Source organism: Bartonella sp. ML70XJBT (genome assembly GCF_028618425.1).
Taxonomy (GTDB): domain Bacteria; phylum Pseudomonadota; class Alphaproteobacteria; order Rhizobiales; family Rhizobiaceae; genus Bartonella.
This window is the reverse complement of the sequence record NZ_JAQISX010000008.1, coordinates 23,472-44,816: the sequence shown is the minus strand read 5'-3', so window position 1 is coordinate 44,816 and position 21,345 is coordinate 23,472. Positions and strand designations below refer to the sequence as shown.

Genomic DNA, 21,345 nt, shown 5'->3' with positions numbered 1-21,345 from the left:
TCAATTGTCAACGTAGAAGCTTCAAATTTCAGCAACAAATAACTGAAATTAGAAAAAAAACGCTCTTTAAAGCAATAACAAAGTACAGCTTATGAAAATCTATCATTAAATTCAAAATTTTTTTCACGTTTACTTTTTTATGAAATTACAGTTAAGAAACAAATTTTTATACATCCTAATCTATTACAGATCTAAATCTATTACAAATGATGCACCCTTTCCTTTAGAATCAGTAAAAGTAAGCAGACAACAATTCGTTATCTAATAATATTTATTATCGAGCATCGATACTCAAAAATGCATTCGCACCGCATGATTTTTTGAACATTAATATATAACTGCCATTAAATTGTCTTTATCTCAAAGAAAATAAGTTAATAAAGTTTTTTATAAACACAAGTTGTAAACAGTATTTTTGTCTTTTTAAAAATCAAATAACAAATTGTTTTTATTATATTTTTTAACCTTCTTAAACGGACTAGAAGATACTGCGTTAACTTTATTTTGATAAGTTTTCAATTTTTTTTCCTGGGCATATTCCTTTCTAAATAATTAACAGCTAGTATGCGGAAATTATGTGGAAGAGCATGTATCCCTTTTTCCGTTTGTAAGAGTACGAGACGAGTATGGCACGCAGAACTAAATTGCAAACATTTGAAGTTGAAGTTGAAGAAGCCCTCACCAAAGCGATGAACTTTGATTTCGATGACACAGCATTTGAAACAATATCATCCAATAACTCTGAAAATATTGTTAATGTTGACGATTTGATTCAAAAAATTGCAATGGCAGAAGAAGAGTTTTTTGCTGAAAATGGTCCTTCAACTTTTGTTTCTAATATTCATGATGATGCTGTTATTGACAAATCCGTTGTTGGACAGCTTTTTGCTCCAAAACCTTCATCTGATATTTCAGGGGGAACGGTTCACAATACGTTATTGTCAACGAAACTTCTTCCTGCAAATGATGATATAACAAGCCCTGTAATTTCTGGACACTTAAGGCAACGTTCTTCCTCTCGAATCTATTGGTATACAACAGCGCTTAGTGCTTTATGGGCAACAGGAGGAGCTTTTATTGCGCATAAGCTCGCCCCTGCCGGACTCAGTTCCTTGTCTAATATCGGCACTTTTTTGACGTCCCCAACAGGACTTGCTGTAGCAGCCGGGACAGTAATTCCTATCCTTATATCTTGGGGCGTTGCTCAATTAACAAAACGTTCGAACGAACTGCATAATATTGCTCTTCTTATGACAAATGCTGCACAACGCCTTAGTGAGCCACAACAATTATCTGAAAAACAAGCTATTGCTATAGGGCAAACCATTCGCGAAGAAGTTGCGGCAATGAATGAAGGTATTGAACGTACCCTCGGACGTGCTGTTGAACTTGAAGCAATCATACAAGGTGAAGTTCACAACCTAGAACAAGCCTATGCTGAGAATGAATCACGCATTCATACACTCATCAAAGAATTGAGTAATGAACGCATAGCCATTTTGAATCACGCCGATCGTGTACAATCAACGATTAAAGGAACTCAAGAACAACTGAGCGATGAATTTGGCTTGGTTTCCTCTAAAATTGTAACCAATGTTGAAAAGCTTGCACAAACTCTTTCTCAAACTTTACAAAAACAAGGTGAAGACCTTGTTGAAAAACTTTCCTATGCTGGTGATAGTGTAACAAATCAACTTGTTGAAAAATTTAATAAAACAACAACACACATTCAGCAGAAAAATACAGAATTTTTCGATGAATTAGGAAAAAACTTTGATAGTTTTGCAAAACAATTTGACCATAATGAAAAACAAATAGAAAAAACCTTTAATGAAACAGCAACAAAAGCAGAAGTGCATGCTGCTAAAATTGCAACACATATACAAACAGTAGCAGATCAAACTTTGCACGTTGTCGATGAAAAGTTTAACGCTTTAGATAAAGCTCTTCTTGATCGCAATAATCAATCTCTACAGAATTTTGATGAGAAGATTTTAAAGCTTGAGGACCAAGCGCATAAACTCTCTTCTGAGTTTGATAATGTAACTTCGCAAGCAATTGGAGCCTTTGAACAACGTTTAGCAACTGTTGATCTTTCTCTTAAAAAACACAGTAACTCCATTATTGATTCCTTCATAGAACGTAGTCAAGCTTTAGAGGATAATGCGGAAGAACTTGGTAAGTTCTTGGAAGCTCATATTTTGAAAATAAATGAAAACCTCCAAGAAAAAACAGCAGACATTACCCATGCATTTATAAATGGACGTGAAACTATTTTATCTGCAATTGATAAAAGTAAAGAAAATCTGAGAGAGGAAATTCAATATGTCGACAATGCCATTGTTGATATTATACAAGAACGTTCACAAGATTTTAAATTGCAGCTTTCTGATCAACGAGCCGTCATGGCAGATATGCTTGATAATGAAAAGAATAAAATCGCTGATGCATTAAGAAATCAAATTGATATCTTGGTCCAAAATACTTCTCATATTGAAAAAGTTTTGACTGACAATGCTCAACTCGTTGATAAACAATCTGAAAATCACATTGAAAATATCCTTCAATGCACTAACAAACTGCAAAAAGTCATTGTACAAAGCTGCAATACAACGCAAGATGCTTTAGAAGCTCAAGCGAGAAATATTGATATCCGTGCCGATGCTCTGCGTGACTCTTTAGCAATTAATAGCTTTTCTCTCAATGAAGTTCTTGCTGATCAAGCACGCACACTCGAGCAACGCATGGAAACAATCCATAACCTTATCGCAAAAAGTGATATACGGGTCGATGTTGCGTTGAAACAACAAATAGATTTAGTTGAGAGTGCAATTATCGCCAATAATAAAAACATTACTGAAACCGTTCAAGGTCATATCAAAAGCCTTGAAAGCCATGCCGAAATTTTAAAGAATACTCTCTCTCAATCGAGTGGTGTTCTCTTTGAAACACTTGAAACACGCATGGAATCATTTGATACAAATTTAGAAGATTGTGCACATAAAATTTTTGAACGGACAACAACGCTAGAGGAAACATTATCTGAAAAATTTAGCCAAGTCTGTGAAGCTATTGATATACAAACATCTGTTATTGAGGAACGTTCTGACACGTTAAAAACGTCTCTCATGCTTAGTAATGAGCAAAGTCAGATAATTCAACAAGCGCTGGAAAGCAGTGTTGACAATTTGCGTGTTAGCTTAGAAGATTCTGTTAATACAGTCACGGATGGTCTGCATAATGAGATTATAAAAGCTTCTGATATTCTTTCTTCTACGGGGGAACAAATTCTCTCTTCTGTTACGAATGTTACCGCACAAGCTGAAAATATTCTTTCAGAGTCGGGCAATCGCATTGTATCAAACGTTAAGAAAACAGTTTATGATACCAGTGAAAAAGTTCTGTCTGTTTTGTCTGAACAAACAGCACATACTGTTGAAGCTTTCACAACAGCCAGCCATAATGCACAAGCATTATTGAATGAAGCAATTCACACATCAACAACCACAATAGAGCAAGTCCTTAATGAACGTTGTGATGTTCTTCATTATTCTATGCAAAGTCTTAAAGATAATTTAGGATATCAGCTTTCTGATGTAACAAGCCGTCTGGAAAATGCGAAGAATCAGACAGCAACACAAATTTCAGAACACGTTGGAAAAATAACAGATCTGACAAATCACTTAAATCAAGCAGCACAAAGCACGACAGAATCTATTGATTCTCTAACACAACATATCGGTGAACAACTCTCTCTCTCTACACAAGATGCAGAACAAAGAATTTATGCACATAATGAATCTTTAGTGAATAGCTTGAACAAAGCGAACTCTGAAACACTTCAAACAGTAACAGCTATGAAGGAAGAGCTTGTTAATAATGTCTCATCCATCTTACAGCAGTTGAATCAATCAATTTACAGCTTCCAAGAGAATAGTAATGTTTTATTATCAGCCGTTCAAAATATTGATGGTCAGTTTAATGAAACTACGAATAATTTTTTCCGCAATACAAATCAAGTAGCGGAACGTTTATCAGCCTCAAATCAAGCTCTTAATAATAATGTTGAAATTCTACAAGGACTTTCAAACAACACCTTTGAACAAATTAATCATATAACGAACAGTTTTGGTGAACATGCGAAAACACTTTCCCAAACTATTCATGTTCTTGAACAGTCTGAAAATTCACTCAGTGCAACACTTGAAGAAAAACATAATACACTTTCTACATTAAGTGATGCTCTTGTTTCAAAGTCTCATGAAATTAATCAAATGATTGAGCATTACGAAAAAATATTCAACTTAGCCCTTGAGCGCTCTGATAAAAATGCGCGTAACGCCACAGATTCATTTCAACAATCCCTTAATGGGCTTATTAGTGAAGCGTCAACGCGTTTTTCAGAAGCAGCAGAAGATATACGTCGCTCCGCGGATGAAGTTCGTTTAGAGCTTTCAAAGATTAATAATGATATTCATGAAAATGCTAAACAGCTTCCTGAAAAAACAAAAGAAACAACGCAAACAATTCGTACAGCTTTGAATGAGCAAATTACAGCATTAAAAGATCTCGTCAGTGTTATACAACATGATCAAAAGGGTGCAAAAGAACAGTTAATATCAGCATTTCCTCCATCATCAATGCTTAATAAGAGAAGTGAGAGTTCCCCTGAGCCTATTAAAAAAATCATACCCCCTAAACCTGTTTTGCAACAAGATCAAAACAAAAAAAGACCCAATAAATGGGTATCAAATCTCTTAGAAAGAGCTTCACGTGAAGAAACATTTTATGATGAAACCTCAAATGATGCTGTTTTAACATCAGTTCAAACAAAACCACGTCCTACAAACAGTTCTCTTAACGCGTTAGCATCAGGTATCGTGCAAGCGATTAATCATAATGCCATTGTTGATCTATGGGATCATTATCAACGTGGCCAAAAAAACATCGTAACAGAGTACCTTTATACCTTGAATGGAAAAACAATATTTGAAATGATTAAGAAAAAATATATGAGCGATTTTGAGTTTAAACGTTCAGTGAATCAATATGTTTCAGATTTCGAAAAGCTCTTACGTGATATATCACGCAGTTCTGGTTCTTCCAACTCAGTTCGCAAATACCTGATATCAGATACAGGAAAAGTTTATACCATGCTTGCTCATGCAAGTGGACGAATCCAATAGAAGATAAGAAGAGTGGAGAAAATATTTTTTTACTTTTCTTTTCCAGTTATCTTAATTGCTCATCATAGAGTGCTTTGCAATCAACTTAGAGCTTTGTACTTCAAAGATTGGTAATTAGCACGCGCGTTTTTCTTTGATAACCTAAGTGATAACACTAAAGAAAGTATAATAACTTATTAAACAGCCTATCATTCTTAAAAATGATAAAACATATTTTCTACTTCTTTATCCTCCATTTAATCCTTTTATTTTTTTATAATTTTATAAAGAAACAAAACCGATAACATTATTTTATTTGCTAATTCTCAAAATTTTTTGTGCTTTTTATTAAAACAGCTCATAAGAAATATCTCTATTTCTTTCTTAAAGGTTTTTTATCCACATATTATTCTCGTTTGAAATATATAAGTAAACATTTTTTATTATATAGACAAATTTGAAATGGATGAATCTTATTGTATCCAAATTTCCCATTCGACATATGAGATATTTCATTCTAAATTATAAAGTAACGTGCTAGACAGAATATATAAATCATGTATAAAATGCGCACCATCAGTTTTTTTAGTGACATCTCCGTTTATTATAACACATGACCTACCAGTATATAAAAAATACAGCTCTAAACGATTAATAATTCAATTGAACAATCAACAACACACTTCCATTTTTTAAGTTCCCATTTTCTTATAAAGAGCTGAACAAACAGTCTATAACTTTCAAATTTCTGTTTTAAAATTCTTCTAGATCCGTATAGAACTTTTTATAAAATATATATTTTATAAAAAGCAAATGAAATGAACAGTAAACACTCTTCTGTTCTTTCCTTATTTTGTGAGCATTGCAAAAACAATAATGGCTTGGTAGTGTAAGCATTATTAAATATTTTATTTGTTTGTAGACTCATCAATTTTTACGCACTTTATTAAGGAAAGAAAACAAACGTGCTGCTGTCGATAAAATTATTTATGCGCACAAATGAAAAAAAACATCAAACTGGTTTTACGATCTGGAAGAATTTTCTCATGCTCGTGCATTTTGGTATTCAGAGAAATGAGGATCTATTAGTGGACAAAACCTTATCGTAGATGGAACACTCATATAAACACACACTAACTTGGATATCATAAAAATGTCTAGAGAACGAAAGAGTAATTTCAGTTTACCAATAGCTGAACTTGACAGTGCTGCACTTTTTTATCACCAACACCCCAAACCTGGGAAATTGGAAATACAAGCAACAAAACCTCTTGATAATCAACGTGATTTAGCTCTTGCTTATTCTCCAGGCGTTGCAGCACCATGTCTTGCAATTCATAAAGATCCCAATCTTGCTGCTCAATATACATCTCGTTCTAATTTAGTCGCTGTTATATCAAATGGAACAGCTGTTCTTGGTTTAGGAAACATTGGCCCACTCGCTTCAAAGCCAGTTATGGAAGGTAAAGCCGTTTTATTCAAAAAATTTGCCAATATTGATGTTTTTGATATTGAAATTGATGCATCCGATATAGAACAAATGGTACAAACGGTATCTACCTTAGAACCTACATTTGGTGGTATTAATCTTGAAGATATTAAGGCTCCTGAATGTTTTGAAATTGAAGAAAAGCTGCGCACTAAGATGAATATTCCAGTTTTTCATGATGATCAACATGGGACGGCTATTATTGTTTCTGCGGCTGTATTAAATGCCTTAAATCTTTCAGGAAAAAAAATTGAAAATGCAAAAATAGTTACCTCAGGTGCAGGTGCTGCTGCCCTTGCTTGCCTTAACCTTTTGGTCCGTCTTGGGGCAAAAGCTGAAAACATTTGGCTTAGCGACTTAGAGGGTGTGGTTTATGAAGGGCGCAAGACTCTCATGGATCGTTGGAAAGTCAATTACGCACAAAAAACTAAAGCGCGAACTTTATCTGATATTATTGATGATGCAGATATTTTTCTAGGCTTATCGGCGGGGGGGGTTTTAAGGCCTGAATATCTTAAAAGAATGGCTAAAAATCCACTCATTTTAGCGCTGGCTAATCCAGTACCAGAAATTATGCCCGAAGAAGCACATTCTATAAGGCCCGATGCGATGATCTGTACAGGGCGCTCTGATTATCCCAATCAAGTTAATAATGTCCTTTGTTTTCCCTATATCTTCCGTGGTGCATTAGACGTAGGTGCGACTGCAATTAATGAAGAAATGAAAATGGCTGCTGTTCATGCGATAGCTGCCCTTGCTCGTGAAGAAACTTCAGATGTTGTAGCACGTGCATACGCAAAAGAATCGCCCAATTTTGGACCAGATTATCTGATCCCCTCTCCTTTTGATCCGCGTTTAATATTACGTATTGCTCCCGCTGTTGCTAAAGCAGCAATGGAAACGGGCATCGCGCTTCGTCCTATTGAAGATATGGAAGCCTACTATGATATCCTCAATCGATTTGTTTTTCTCTCTGGTTTAACAATGAAGCCTGTTTTTGCGGCAGCAAAAACAGCAAAACGTAAACGTGTCATCTATGCCAATGGTGAAGATGAACGCGTCCTTCGCGCAGCACAAGTTGTCATTGAAGAACAAACAGCAACACCTCTCCTTATCGGCCGTCCACATGTCGTAGAAGCAAGATTAAAACGCTTTGGTTTGAAAATTCGCCCTAATATAGATTTTGAATTAACAAACCCTGAGGATGATCCACGTTTTCGTGATTATGTTAATTTATTTTTTCATTATACAGGAAGACGTGGTGTTACGCCTGAAATGGCAAAAACAATAGTGAGAACATCAACAACCGCTATTGCTGCCCTTGCCGTCATGCGTGAAGAAGCAGATGCAATGATTTGCGGCTTAGAGGGGCGTTTTGAACGTCAACTTGAATTGATCGAACAAATTATCGGACTTGATCCTCATGTTCACCGTTTTTCTGCTATGAGTTTGCTGATCTCTCAACAGCGTACTCTTTTTCTCACAGATACTTACGTTAATGAGAATCCTTCTGCAGAAGAAATCGCTGAAATGACTGTATTGGCTGCTCAAGAAGTTGAAGCATTTGGAATAACACCTAAAGCAGCCTTACTATCACACTCAAATTTTGGTTCTAAAAACACAGAAAGTGCCCGTAAAATGCGCCGTGCAACAGAAATTCTTGCCAAAGAACACCCTAATTTAGAGGCAGATGGTGAAATGCATGGCGATGCTGCCCTTTCCAAAGTTTTTCGTGATCGTGTTTTTCCTGATTCTCGTCTCAAAAGTGAAGCAAATTTGCTTGTCTTTCCAACTCTTGATTCAGCCAACATCACGCTCAACACTGTTAAAAGCCTCACAAATGCACTCCATGTTGGTCCTATCTTAATAGGGGCCGCACGTCCCGCTCATATACTAACGCCTTCAGTAACTTCACGAGGTGTTGTTAATATAACAGCCCTTGCCGTCCTTGCAGCAAATAGAAAAAATAAGCTCGTAAAATAAATGTGCAATAAAACTTCAAAGTTTTTTAAATATTGAGATATAGTATTTCACATACTGTAAACGCTCTTTCTTTTCTAGAAAAGACAGTTATATTCTGGATTAAGGCTTTTTTTAAAAGAGAAAAAAGGCTAGAAGAATAATATTAAATATATTTTGAATTTGCTAACTCTATAATAAGGAATCCATACATTGCCTTCCACGTTTGATAAAGTTGCTGATATTATTGCAGAAATCAGTGAAATTGATCGCAATACAATCACACCTGAAAGTCATACAATTGATGATTTGGGAATCGACAGTCTTGATTTTCTTGATATTGTTTTTGCTATTGATAAAGCTTTCGGAATAAAAGTCCCCTTAGAACAATGGACACAAGAAGTTAATGAAGGTACAGTTGCTACAGAAGAATACTTTGTTCTCAAAAATCTTTGTGCAAAAATTGATGATCTCGTTGCCTTGAAAGAGGCGGAGTAATTTTTTCACTATGTATGATCAATCTGTATTCATCACTGGTATAGGTCTCATAAGCTCTCTGGGGGAAGGAACTGATCAACATTGGAAACTCTTAAATGATCCGATCTGTACACCAAACCTAGATTGTTCAACTTTTTCGCCCTACACAGTTCATAAATTGCCTGAAATTGATTGGAATTTACAAATTCCTAAAAAAAGTGATCAACGGCAAATGGGAATATGGCAACGTCTTGGTACCTATGCAGCTGGTCTTGCTCTTGATGATGCCGGCATGAAAAATAATGAACAATTCACGTCAACAATGGACATGATCGTAGCAGCAAGTGGAGGAGAACGCGATATCACTGTTGATACGCAGATTCTTTCTAAAGCACGTGCAGTCACAGATCATGCCTCTATGTTAAATATTGCACTTTCAACCGAACTTCGTCCAACATTATTTTTGGCACAACTTTCAAATCTTCTAGCGGGAAACATTTCAATCGTTCATAAAGTTACTGGATCATCTCGCACATTTATGGGAGAAGAAGGCAGTGGACTTTCTTCACTTCAAATTGCTGTAGCCCGTATTAAATCAGGACAAAGTACCCATGCTCTTGTAGGAAGTTCCTATAATGCACAAAGTTATGATATGTTGTTGGCCCATGAACTTGGTGGTCTTTTAACCCATAATGGATGGAGCTCGGTGTGGGATCGTAAAATTCGCCCAGGTGGTGGTATTATCACCGGTTCTGGCGGTGTCTTTCTAGTTCTTGAAAGTGGTGAACATGCAAAAAAACGTAACGCACGTGCTTATGCTGAAATTAGCCAAATTATTACAGACCAAACAGATAGAACCAAAACGCCGCTTAAGAAATCAATTGCAACAATGTTAAAAACAGTGGGCGCTAAAAGTTCCTTAGTCATTTCAGCAGCATCAGGTGCTCACGAAGCGACAAAAGCAGAGCAAAATGCTCTTGATGATGCCGATCTCTCTTACCGAGGTATTACAACATTATTCGGTTATATGCGAGAAGCACAGCTTCCTTTAGCACTTGCCCTTGCAGCACTTTCAATTGAAAAGAAACACTGTTTTCCAGCGTTAAGTCCTCATGAAAAACCTTTTTCTAAGGAAGTCCATGAAATATTTGTTACAACTATTGGTATAAAAAGAGCTGAAGGTGTTGTACGTCTTACGGCTGTTTGAAGGGGAATTTCTATTGTGAAATATCATGATCATTTTGGACGTCCACTTGTAGCCATAACTGGAACTGGCGTTGTTACATCACTAGGACAAGGAAAACATGAAAATTGGCAAAAATTAACAAATGGTGTAAGCGGCATCCATAAAATAACGCGTTTTCCTGTTGAAGGATTAAATACATATATTGCTGGGACAATTGATTTTCTCAAAGAAAGTACGCTTGGCGCTTCGGCTCTTTCTGAAAAGCTTGCACATCTTTCTGCTGAAGAGGCTTTAGAACAAGCTGCTCTTGATAAAACAAATTTTAATGGGCCACTCTTTTTAGCTGCACCTCCTGTTGAGCTTGAATGGCAAGCACGTTTTAGTCTTGATCAAGAGGAAGAATTCAATAATGAGCCTTCTTATGCACATCTTCTTAGAATTTGTAAGCATAAACAGCATGAAGCACTTTTTGAAACCACACAATTTGGTGCCATTGCAGAAAAACTGCAAAAAACGTTTGGCACAAAGGGACTTCCTGTTACACTTTCCACGGCTTGTGCATCTGGTGCGACAGCAATTCAATTAGGTGTTGAAGCTATTCGACGAGGCGAAACAAATCGGGCTCTTACCATTGCGACAGATGGATCCGTTTCAGCAGAATCTCTTATTCGCTTTTCATTACTTTCTGCTCTTTCCACTCAAAATGAACCTGCAGAAAAAGCAGCAAAACCCTTCAGCCGAGATCGAGACGGATTTGTTATGGCAGAAGGCTCAGGTGCTCTTGTTCTTGAATCTCTTCAAAGTGCACTAAACCGGAATGCTACAATTTTAGGAATTGTAGCAGGCTGTGGAGAAACGGCCGATGATTTTCACCGTACACGTTCAAAACCCGATGCATCACCAGCCATTGGATCCGTTCGCAAAGCCTTAAATGATGCACAAATAACCATCCATGAAATTGACTATATTAATGCTCATGGAACCTCAACACCTGAAAATGAAAAAATGGAATATCTTGCGTTATCGACAGTCTTCGGTGATATTCTAGAGCATATTCCAGTTTCTTCTAATAAATCAATGATTGGACATACTTTAACGGCTGCTGGAGCTATAGAAGCTGTTTTTTCGCTCTTAACCATTCAATCGGGGATACTTCCACCTACAATAAATTACGATAACCCTGACCCTTCTATCCCTTTAGACGTTGTTCCTCATCATAGCCGTAAAGCCAAGGTCAATGCGGTTTTGTCAAACTCATTTGGATTTGGTGGTCAAAATACGAGTCTTGTTCTCACAGCCTATAAAGGATAATCTTTTCCATACTGACCAAAGTCAATCATACTGAAGCAATAGCAATTATCAATTGAAGGGGAATAATAATGCGTGCGCTACAATTGCTAAATGAACGTCAGCTTGAAATCACCAATATTTCCTCACCACCTTCACCTAGACCAGATGAAGTAACAGTACGGATCAAAGCTGTTGCTCTTAATCATATTGATGTATGGGGCTGGCGTGGGATGGCTTTCGCGAAAAGAAAAATGCCCCTCATCATTGGTGCAGAAGCTTCCGGTGAGGTTATACAAGTAGGAGATAACATTGAAAATCTTCAACTTGGACAGATTGTCTCAATTTATGGAGCACAAACCTGTGGGGTATGTCAAGCTTGTCGTGAAGGACGGGATAATCTTTGCACGGATGTAAAAGGAGTCTATGGTTTTCATCTTGATGGATTTGCTTGTGAGCTTGTCAATTTACCCGCGCGTTTATTGGTTCCAGCACCTCCCCAATGTGATGAACTCCAAGCTGCTGTCGCTCCAATTACTTTTGGTACCGTAGAGCATATGCTTTTCGATAATGCAAAACTACAAGCAGGAGAAACAATCCTGATACAAGCTGGTGGTTCCGGTATTGGCTCTGCTGCCATTCAACTTGCAAAACATATGGGATGTACCATTATCACGACGGTAGGTTCAGATGAAAAAATTGCAAAAGCACAGTCTCTTGGAGCAGATCATGTGATTAATTATCGTAAAGATCGTTTTGAAGGTGTAGTGCGCAAATTAACCCAAAAAAAAGGTGTTGACGTCGTTTTTGAGCATGTTGGGGTCGATACATGGAACGGTTCTTTGTTGTGTATGAAAAAAGGAGCACGTTTAGTAACTTGCGGTTCTACCTCTGGTGTTTCAGCATCAATAAATCTCATGCAATTATTTCAACAACAACTGAAAATATTTGGTTCATTTGGCTGCCGTATGGAAAATATGAAAAATGCCATGCAAAAAATGGCACAAAAAGCTGTACACCCTGTCATTGATACAATTGTTGGTCTTGATGAAATTGATACAGCTTTAAAACGAATGGAGAGCCGTGATATTTTTGGTAAAATTATTCTTAAAATCAATTAAATCATGATGAAACTTTCTCTTAAAAATCTCATCTATAGTATTAAAGTTATAGCTAAAAAGATATCCTACTTGTTATGGGCTTATCTGCTTTTTGGTTCTTTATTTATTCTAAAATGCTTTCCAGCCAAAATGGGAATTTCTCTTTTTTCTTGGTTGGCAAAAAAAATTGGTCCCCTCGTACATCGTCATCAAATAACACTTGCAAACCTTAGGAAGGCATATCCAGAAAAAACAGAGCAAGAACGCTACGAGATTGCAATCGAAATGTGGGAAAATATAGGACGCTTCCTAGCCGAATATATTTTTCTTGATAAAATTTTTGATTTTGATCCTCATGCGGATGAGCCAGGTTTTATTGAAGTTAAAGGAGCTGAAATCTTTGAACGATTAAAAAATGAAAAAAGGCCACACATTTTTTTCACAGCGCATACTGGAAATTTTGAACTTCTGCCTATTTGTGCACAAAGTTTTGATCTGAATGTTACGGTCTTATTTAGACCACCCAATAATCCTTATGTTGCCAAACGAGTTCTTAAAGCCCGACAAACTTCTATGGGACATCTTGTTCCATCAAAAGCTGGTGCAGCATGGGCATTAGCAGGTAAATTAGCAGAAGGTGAAAATGTTGGTATGCTCGTTGATCAAAAATTTCACCGCGGTATCATGGGAACATTTTTTAACAGACCTCTTAAAACAAATCCCTTAATTATAAAGCTTGCACGACAATATAACTGTGATATTTACCCAGCACGTTGTATTCGTCTGCCTAGAGGACGTCATCGTTTAGAATTATATGAACGTGTAGAACTTCCATGTGATGAAAATAATGATATCGATATCGCTGCTTCTACGCAAAAATTAAATGATATTGTTGAAAATTGGGTTCGTGAATATCCCGGACAATGGATGTGGTTACATAGACGTTGGGACATCTAACATAAGCTCTATTGCTTACAGAGGAAGTACAAATGTTAGCCTCAAAAAATATAAAAGATCTCACCGCAATTATCACTGCTTTACGCAATCCTGATAATGGTTGTCTCTGGCATAAAAAACAAACTTCTAAATCTCTCATACCTTATATGCTGGAAGAAGTTTACGAAGTCATCGACGCCATTGAACGAAAAAACCAAAAAGATCTCTGTGAAGAACTTGGGGACCTTCTTTTACAGGTTGTTTATCATGCTACCATTGCACAAGAAGAAGGTAGCTTTACTTTTGAAGATGTTGTTTATGCAATTACGGAAAAAATGATTCGCCGCCATCCTCACGTTTTTGGAAATAACGAACAAAAAAAACGAGGGTTTATGAAAGAAGAGTGGGAATATATAAAAAAAGAAGAACGGGCTGAACGAGAGAAATTGAGCAAAGAAAAAAACAACAATTCAAGTATTCTTGCAAAAATAAAACCGATCCAGCCAGCAGACCAAGAGGCTTTTGCTTTACAAGAAGAAGCAGCTAGAGTGGGTTTTGATTGGCAAGAAAGTGATAAAGTTTTTGCAAAAATAGAAGAAGAACTGGAAGAACTCAAAGAAGCCATCAAAAATAAAAAAAAATTAGAAATAGAGGCAGAATTTGGAGATCTCTACTTTATTCTTGTTAATCTCGCACGTCACTTAGCAATTGATTCACAAAAAGCATTAAAAAAGACAAATACAAAATTCCGAAATCGTTTTGCCTATATTGAAGAAAAGTTATCCACTCAATCTAAAACACTCACTGACGCCTCCTTAAATGAAATGGAAGCACTTTGGAAGCAAGCTAAAAATGAACAATAAAAAAATATCAGATCTCTTATCTCCAAAAGAACAAGACACCTAAAATTTCTCAATAATAATTTCTTTAAGCTTGGATAATTTCATGAAGCTCGATTCGTTTTATATTGATCTTGAGGAACAGCACGGAGTTCTACCGACTCGCCACACCCACATGCTGAAACTTGATTAGGATTTTTAAAAACAAAACCAGAACGAAGTGTTGTTACTTCATAATCCATCTGTGTTCCTAACAAAAATAACACCGCATCATGCGCGATAAAAACACGAGCACCATTCACTTCAACAACATCCGCATCTATCCCCTCTTCTTTGACGAGAGTAATTGTATATTCCATCCCTGCACAACCGCCTTTTTTGATCCCAACAAGAATACCTCGTGCATCTTTTGCATCCATAATCGCTTTAATACGATTCACAGCGGCTTGTGTTAAACTTATTACCGAAAAACGACTCATCGTTTGCTCTTTTCTTGGCTCAATAGACATTTTAAACGTTTTTTTTCTACCATATTCTATCTGGTATTTTAGAAGAAAAACAACAAGACATAAATTAAAACACCCTACCCTTTTTATTGAGATAAAAATTTATTAGGATAGAAATACATCTTCATAAAATAAGATTTTTGATTGTATAATCTAGAATTTACAATTTTTTGTCCTCATAAAACACAAAAACACCTCTACCATAAAAACTTTAAACGAAAAAAAACGTTTCAATACCATACATTCAATTCCAACGTTTTAAAAATATTTATTTTTTTATGACCTATAAGATAAAAAAATAGATCTTCTGTACTTATGGGCGTTCCTTTCCTACCCCGATACCCCTAAAATTACAAATCTTCTCTCGTCTCAATCTGCAAAAAGAATTAAATGCATAAATCTATTAATTATAGAACTCCAATTTGAACAGTAACAAAAACTTTACAGATTTTTGACTTATCTTGAACGAATAACAATCTATTGGTAGGCGAAATTTTTTACTTTCAAAAATTGCAAGTGTAAGAGCATTTTAGATTTTGTTCTATTTATTTTTCTCTTGCCTTTAAAGAAACAGTCATTTAATCGTTTCACACGGATTCGGAGCGTAGCGCAGCTTGGTAGCGCACTTGACTGGGGGTCAAGGGGTCGTGGGTTCAAATCCCGCCGCTCCGACCATTTTTAAACGCTATAAAATAAGCTTATTTTAAAATCTTTTATTTCAATTACACAACCATGATTTTTTCTTCAACATGATAAGATATTGATTTATAATGATAATCTAGCGTTATTCATATTGAGTTAGACCTTCGAATAATCTAAGTTCTCTCATTTCAAATCTCTCTATCTTGAATCAATCAAAACCACTCATTTGCACATAACAAGCGGGATGAGTGTGTGGATCAAATTTGTATAAGAAAGGAGTAAAAATGCTCCTTATGAACCGTCTTAATGCAAGGTCTGTCGCAACATTGGGGGCTGGCAAATAGTGTGATGGTGCCGGCTTGCTTCTTCATAAGCGTAAAGATGGTGGTGCTCAATGGATTTATCCTTCATGGACGCCACCGCGAAATGGGCTTGGGTGCTTTAAGAGATGTTTCTTTAAAACAAGCCCGTGAATTGGCAACGGGGTGCCGTTCTATTCTTCGTGAGGATCGTGACCCCATTAAGGAACGTGAGAAACAAAAGCGTGAGGCAATAAGCAATCTTCATTATTTAAAAGATATTGCCATAGATGCTTTTGAAAGTCGTAAAACTGAATTAAAAGGTGATGGTAAAAATGGTAAATGGTTTACACCTTTACGCCTTTATATTCTTCCCAAATTAGGCTGTTTACCGGTTTCAGAAATTACGCAAACAGAGATACGCAATACCCTTGCCCCTATTTGGCATACAAAAGCTATAACAGCAGAAAAAGCACTCATCCGCCTTAATATTTTTCTCAAACATGCGGCGGCCTTGGGATTGGATGTTGACTTACAGGCAACACAAAAAGCACGCGCGCTCTTAGGTAAACAACTCCATAAAACACAAAATTTTCCAGCCATGGATTGGAAAAATGTTCCTGTTTTTATAAAACGCTTTGTCAAAAAACAACCATGACAAATTTAGCTTTACGTTTGCTTATTTTGACAGGTGTTCGTGCTTTTCCTTTATGTCATATTCGTGAAGATCAAATTGATGGGGATATATGGACTATTCCTGCTGAAAATATGAAAGGAAGGCGTGATGCTGCAACAGAATTTCGTATGCCTCTATCATCTGAAGCATTAGAAATTTTGAAACAAGCGCGCCTGCTTTCTCGTAATGATTTCTTCTTTTCTGCAACCGGTCACGGTCCCCTCGCTGAGAAATGTATGGCTCAATATATGAGAGATAATAAACTTGATGCCTGCCCCCATGGTTTTCGCTCTAGTTTACGCGATTGGCTTGCTGAAACAACCGATGCCCCCTATGAGGTCGCTGAAACTATTCTAAGTCATACAGTGGGGGGTAAAGTAGAACGTGCCTATCGTCGTACTGATTATTTAGAACAGCGCCGTGTCTATATGGATAAATGGGCGGCTTATGTTACAGGTCAAGCTTAAGATATGGGGTGTAATACCCCATTATCTGTGGATAACTTTCTCTCTCTCTTCTCTCATTCTTTCTCAATTAGATTCATAAATTATCACATCAGAAAAACTATTATAAAACACTGTTTTTTATAGACTAAATACCTTTCCAATGATTCAAAAATATGGTTAATAAATACTTATGATTTGTTCCCATTTTTTACTCTTGAAAGAAAATTATAATGACAGAAAACGATATTCTTTTAACAGACCGTGAAAGTGCAAAATTGCTTCATATGAGTGTCTCAACATAGAACGGTATGCAATAATATTTTTATCATCAATTTGAAGAGAACGTTTTTATGAGAATCATCTTCATTCTCACGAGAACATACAGGAAACGCGAGACCTTTGCCTCGCGTTACATTATTTTTAAAAACTTATAATTATTTATTTTTCATATTTTCTAAGTTTTCTTTATGCGACAATGCCGTTATTATCATTTTTTGTAATGGATGGTGACGTTTGCACAGTTATTTTTTTGGGTTTTAATTCAGCTGGCATTTCCCTTTTAAGCTGAATATGAAGGAGCCCATCCCCAAGCTCTGCCCCAATAACCTTTACATGATCAGCTAAATGAAAACGTCGTTCAAAAGCACGCGAAGCAATGCCTCGATAAAGAAATTCTCGTCCTTCATCATCCTTTTCATGTTTTTTATCTCCCTTAACGATCAGCTGATTACAATGCGTTTCAATATCAATTTCATCTTGAGAAAAACCTGCAACAGCCATAGAAATTCTATAAGAATCTTCGGTTAAACGTTCAATATTATAAGGGGGATAAGAAGAAACTTCTTCTGGTTGTGTTCTTGAATCAAACCAGTTAAAAAGATGATCAAAACCTACTGTGGAACGATAAAATGGTGAAAAGTCTACTTGACGCATGATACTGCCCTCCTCTAGAGCGACTACAATTTATAATTGATTCACAAAGTTCCCAAATGGCAAACTTAATTGTAAATCCGTGGACCCATCATGGCGACCACATTGTATTATTTGGTAATCGTTTTCTCTTATTTCAACTCTTTTATACCTGAATTGACAAAAACTATCTAAAAAACAACTTACCCCTTTCTTAATCCTTCTTCATCATTACATAAATATCACAAAGCCCTCTCATTATCTCATGTTGAACTCAGCGGCAAATACACTTAAAGGATTTCAATTGAAAACACCTCTTCATCCAATAGACTGGAGTTCCACTCCTCCTAATATCCATTATGGTACCCTTAAAATATCAATAGATCGCGAAATTCGTTTTGCAACAACATATCCTGAGGTAAAACAATCCAAGGGAACAATTGTTATTCTTGAAAACAATACAAATGCTTTAGAAACATATTTTTTACCCATAAATGAAATTTCTAAACGCGGTTTTCATACAGCAATATTTGACTGGTTTGATCAAAAAAAAATATCCCTCACAACAACAAAAAAAAGCCGTCATTATTACTTTGATATAAATAATGATATTAATGACTTATATGAATTTCTTAAAAATATTGTTTATCCTACTTGTCCCCCCCCTTACTCTATGCTCGCCTATGGTATGGGAGGATTGATAGCCCTTAGCGGCTTAGATCTCATTAATCATAAGTTTAGCAGATTGCTCTGTATTTCCCCCCTTTTTGCTCCATTCGGCAATAAAACGAATGGTTTACAACATAAATTAACACAATTTCTTTCTGATATAGGTCTTGGTTTTATACCATTGAAAGAAGGAAAAAAATTAAAAAAAACAAATATAAAAAATATACAGTTAAGGCATATACATCAAGGGCTATTCCATTCCATTAAGCCTCCAACATCCCAATGGATGGCTTCGGTATTTAATGCGATTGATTTTGTGAAGAAAAATATAGGCCACGGACATTTACAAATTCCAACACTCTTTATTCTCGCTAATCAAAACAATCTTGCCAACAACATTGAAGTACGGGAATTATGCCAACACACCCGTTTGACAGAGAGTATTACTATTACAGGCGCTGAACTTGATACAATTATGTATAACGAAGATTATAAAAAACAATTTTGGGCGGCATTTGATGCATTTATCTGCGATAATACATCAATGAAATAATACAAAACCTTAACTTCCATTTCTTTTCAACAAAAGCAAAAAATCCCATGAGCAACATCGTTCTATAATGGATTTCATTTTCTAACCACTTATATGATTCGTTTTATAGACTTTATAAGCAACCTATGAAATAAATATTCATCATAACTCATAACTCATAACTCATAACTCATAACTCATAACAAAAATAACAAATATACAAATTACGTTATCATATCAAACGATAATAATATTATTACCATTATAAGTAACTAAATAAAATAAACATAAAAAAATTATTTTAATACATCATTATAAATCTTTTATAAATAAGACATCAAAATACTATTCTTGATATATAAAAAATTTAAAAAATAAAAATTATTTATAACATTTATTTGCTAGTTTCTATAAAAACAAATAATTATAAGAATTATATTTTTTTAGAATAATCTTTTAAAAACAATAAATTAACATAAAATTCTTCTAATTTTCTAATATTAAAGAATCCCTACAGCAACGGTTTTTATAATTTTTTTTAATGGAGTTCTGGTAAAAAATAGATAATTTTAAAAAAATAGCAATGAATCATTTTAAAAGTTTTAAATCATCTCTTCTTTTTTTAATCACATATATTCTGAATTTAACCAACTCACAACGAATATGTTGTATTTTGAATAAGAATAAAGAATTAACCATTTTGCCATTCATTTCAATTATGAGTATTTTTCCATCTTTTTTATAAATACTCTATATTGTATAATCGGTGTGGCAAAAACTCTTACAAATGGAGCCATTGGAACACAATCATGAAACGAATCCTGCTCGCAGAAGATGATAACGATATGCGTCGCTTTCTCGTAAAAGCCCTAGAACGTGCAGGCTATGAAGTTGCCGATTTCGATAATGGTATTAGCGCATACGAACGTTTACAAGAAGAACCATTTTCTCTTCTCCTGACTGACATTGTGATGCCAGAAATGGATGGAATCGAACTGGCACGACGCGCTACTGAGATTGACCCTGATTTACGAGTCATGTTCATTACAGGTTTTGCAGCGGTTGCACTCAATTCAAATAGTGATGCTCCTCCCGATGCAAAAGTTCTCTCTAAGCCATTTCACTTACGTGAACTTGTCAATGAAGTTGAAAAGATCCTTATTGCTGCTTAAAAGACGTCTTTCTAAATTATTTGTATCTGTTTTTAAGAGAAAATGAAATTAAACATTGACGTTTGTCATTCTATATGGTGTATGCAACATCGATGAATGGGCGTGTAGCTCAGCGGGAGAGCACTACGTTGACATCGTAGGGGTCACAGGTTCAATCCCTGTCACGCCCACCATTCAGCCTTTATAACATCAATAACTCAGTGGTCTGTCGTATCCTCTTCAAGGTACGGGATGTGTGAATAAAAGTTTTAAGGAATAAGATTTTGCAACATGCCTCTCCAAAAAGCATACTTTACGGCGTATTTCTAATTTTTTTGAATTTTTACAATGCCTCAGATAAGTTGAAAGTATCATAAATACGACAGCAGTTTTAGTTGCTATAGATAGAAGGTTTTACTGTAAAATTCTTTCGATAAACTTCGACTACTTTTCTAAAGGGCGTTATTTATCTTCTGATCTATTATCTATTTTTTTGATTCTTTTTTCTCTATTAACAGAACACCTGTTATCAAAAATAGTTAGATATAACAATAGTCTCTTCAGTGCGTACAACACTTGCTTTTTAGAACAGCATTTTAAGCTTATCAATGACAAGTTATCATGAAATATTAATATTAAAAAGAGTAAAAAACACGATAAAAGCAATTTTTTATTTGTTCAACTCGTTATTTATAATCAATGATTTGACATGTTGAATAAGAAATCCAAATCTTACAAAGTTCTCTCATTTCAAGCTTCTCCCATACTCAATCAATCAAAACCGTTCCTCTTGTACATCACAAGGAGGATTGGCATGTAGATAAAAATCATACAGGAAAGCACTAAAATACCTATAACGATCTAAAAAGCTAAGATTTATAACAATATTGATAGCTAACAAACAGGCAAAATATACGATGTGCTAGCTTGTTATTTCATCAGCGTAAAGATGATAGTGCTTAATGGATTCAGCCATTACATTATTCGCGAGCGTTAGCGTGAAATAGGACTTTTAAGAGTTTTAAAAGCTATTTTTTAAAGCAATCGCATAAATTGCAATACAATAACACTCTATTC

12 protein-coding genes, 2 tRNA genes and 2 pseudogenes are annotated in these 21,345 nt (G+C 35.6%); 14 read left to right on the top strand and 2 right to left on the bottom strand.

Annotation, left to right across the window (positions count from 1 at the left end; genetic code table 11):
* The first annotated feature begins 626 nt into the window (after window positions 1-626).
* The 8 genes from PVV65_RS04745 (at window position 627) to mazG (ending at window position 14,462) form a co-directional block, all read left to right on the top strand.
* Window positions 627-5,186, top strand: a complete 4,560-nt coding sequence (locus tag PVV65_RS04745; protein ID WP_273789379.1) for a hypothetical protein — start codon at window positions 627-629, stop codon at window positions 5,184-5,186.
* A 1,132-nt stretch (window positions 5,187-6,318) separates the two neighbouring features.
* Window positions 6,319-8,637, top strand: coding sequence for an NADP-dependent malic enzyme (locus PVV65_RS04740; protein ID WP_273789378.1), 2,319 nt, complete (start codon window positions 6,319-6,321; stop codon window positions 8,635-8,637).
* Between the two features lie 189 nt (window positions 8,638-8,826).
* Complete coding sequence (locus tag PVV65_RS04735) at window positions 8,827-9,111, top strand: acyl carrier protein (RefSeq protein ID WP_273754326.1); 285 nt, start codon at window positions 8,827-8,829, stop codon at window positions 9,109-9,111.
* A 10-nt stretch (window positions 9,112-9,121) separates the two neighbouring features.
* Window positions 9,122-10,297, top strand: a complete 1,176-nt coding sequence (locus PVV65_RS04730; protein ID WP_273789377.1) for a beta-ketoacyl-ACP synthase — start codon at window positions 9,122-9,124, stop codon at window positions 10,295-10,297.
* 15 nt (window positions 10,298-10,312) lie between these two features.
* Window positions 10,313-11,587, top strand: a complete 1,275-nt coding sequence (locus PVV65_RS04725) for a beta-ketoacyl-ACP synthase (protein ID WP_273754328.1) — start codon at window positions 10,313-10,315, stop codon at window positions 11,585-11,587.
* Window positions 11,588-11,655: 68 nt separating this feature from the next.
* Window positions 11,656-12,684 (top strand): zinc-binding dehydrogenase, encoded by a 1,029-nt coding sequence (locus tag PVV65_RS04720; protein WP_273754329.1) that lies wholly within the window; start codon window positions 11,656-11,658, stop codon window positions 12,682-12,684.
* 6 nt (window positions 12,685-12,690) lie between these two features.
* Window positions 12,691-13,620 (top strand): lipid A biosynthesis lauroyl acyltransferase, encoded by a 930-nt coding sequence (locus PVV65_RS04715; RefSeq protein ID WP_273789395.1) that lies wholly within the window; start codon window positions 12,691-12,693, stop codon window positions 13,618-13,620.
* A gap of 32 nt (window positions 13,621-13,652) precedes the next feature.
* Window positions 13,653-14,462, top strand: a complete 810-nt coding sequence (mazG, locus tag PVV65_RS04710) for a nucleoside triphosphate pyrophosphohydrolase (protein WP_273754330.1) — start codon at window positions 13,653-13,655, stop codon at window positions 14,460-14,462.
* Between the two features lie 80 nt (window positions 14,463-14,542).
* On the opposite strand, the gene PVV65_RS04705 is transcribed toward mazG, so the two are convergent.
* Window positions 14,543-14,917 (bottom strand): iron-sulfur cluster assembly accessory protein, encoded by a 375-nt coding sequence (locus PVV65_RS04705; RefSeq protein WP_273754331.1) that lies wholly within the window; start codon window positions 14,915-14,917, stop codon window positions 14,543-14,545.
* A 625-nt stretch (window positions 14,918-15,542) separates the two neighbouring features.
* Between PVV65_RS04705 and PVV65_RS04700 the strand changes: the two genes are divergently transcribed.
* The 3 genes and pseudogenes from PVV65_RS04700 to PVV65_RS04690 all read left to right on the top strand — a co-directional run.
* Window positions 15,543-15,619: transfer RNA gene (locus PVV65_RS04700), tRNA-Pro, on the top strand.
* A gap of 326 nt (window positions 15,620-15,945) precedes the next feature.
* Window positions 15,946-17,028, top strand: a pseudogene (locus tag PVV65_RS04695) (tyrosine-type recombinase/integrase).
* A gap of 209 nt (window positions 17,029-17,237) precedes the next feature.
* A pseudogene (locus tag PVV65_RS04690) lies at window positions 17,238-17,306 on the top strand (DNA-binding protein); the annotation flags it as partial.
* 166 nt (window positions 17,307-17,472) lie between these two features.
* Here PVV65_RS04690 and PVV65_RS04685 read toward each other — a convergent pair.
* Window positions 17,473-17,940 carry an Hsp20 family protein gene (locus tag PVV65_RS04685; RefSeq protein ID WP_273754332.1) on the bottom strand — a complete coding sequence of 156 codons (468 nt, stop codon included), beginning with the start codon at window positions 17,938-17,940 and terminating at the stop codon, window positions 17,473-17,475.
* Window positions 17,941-18,220: 280 nt separating this feature from the next.
* Between PVV65_RS04685 and PVV65_RS04680 the strand changes: the two genes are divergently transcribed.
* From PVV65_RS04680 to PVV65_RS04670, 3 genes are all read left to right on the top strand, one after another.
* Complete coding sequence (locus tag PVV65_RS04680) at window positions 18,221-19,138, top strand: serine aminopeptidase domain-containing protein (RefSeq protein ID WP_273789376.1); 918 nt, start codon at window positions 18,221-18,223, stop codon at window positions 19,136-19,138.
* Window positions 19,139-19,926: 788 nt separating this feature from the next.
* Window positions 19,927-20,289 carry a cell cycle two-component system response regulator CpdR gene (cpdR, locus tag PVV65_RS04675; protein WP_005773448.1) on the top strand — a complete coding sequence of 121 codons (363 nt, stop codon included), beginning with the start codon at window positions 19,927-19,929 and terminating at the stop codon, window positions 20,287-20,289.
* Window positions 20,290-20,387: 98 nt separating this feature from the next.
* A tRNA-Val gene (locus tag PVV65_RS04670) sits at window positions 20,388-20,462 on the top strand.
* The last annotated feature ends 883 nt before the right edge of the window (window positions 20,463-21,345 follow it).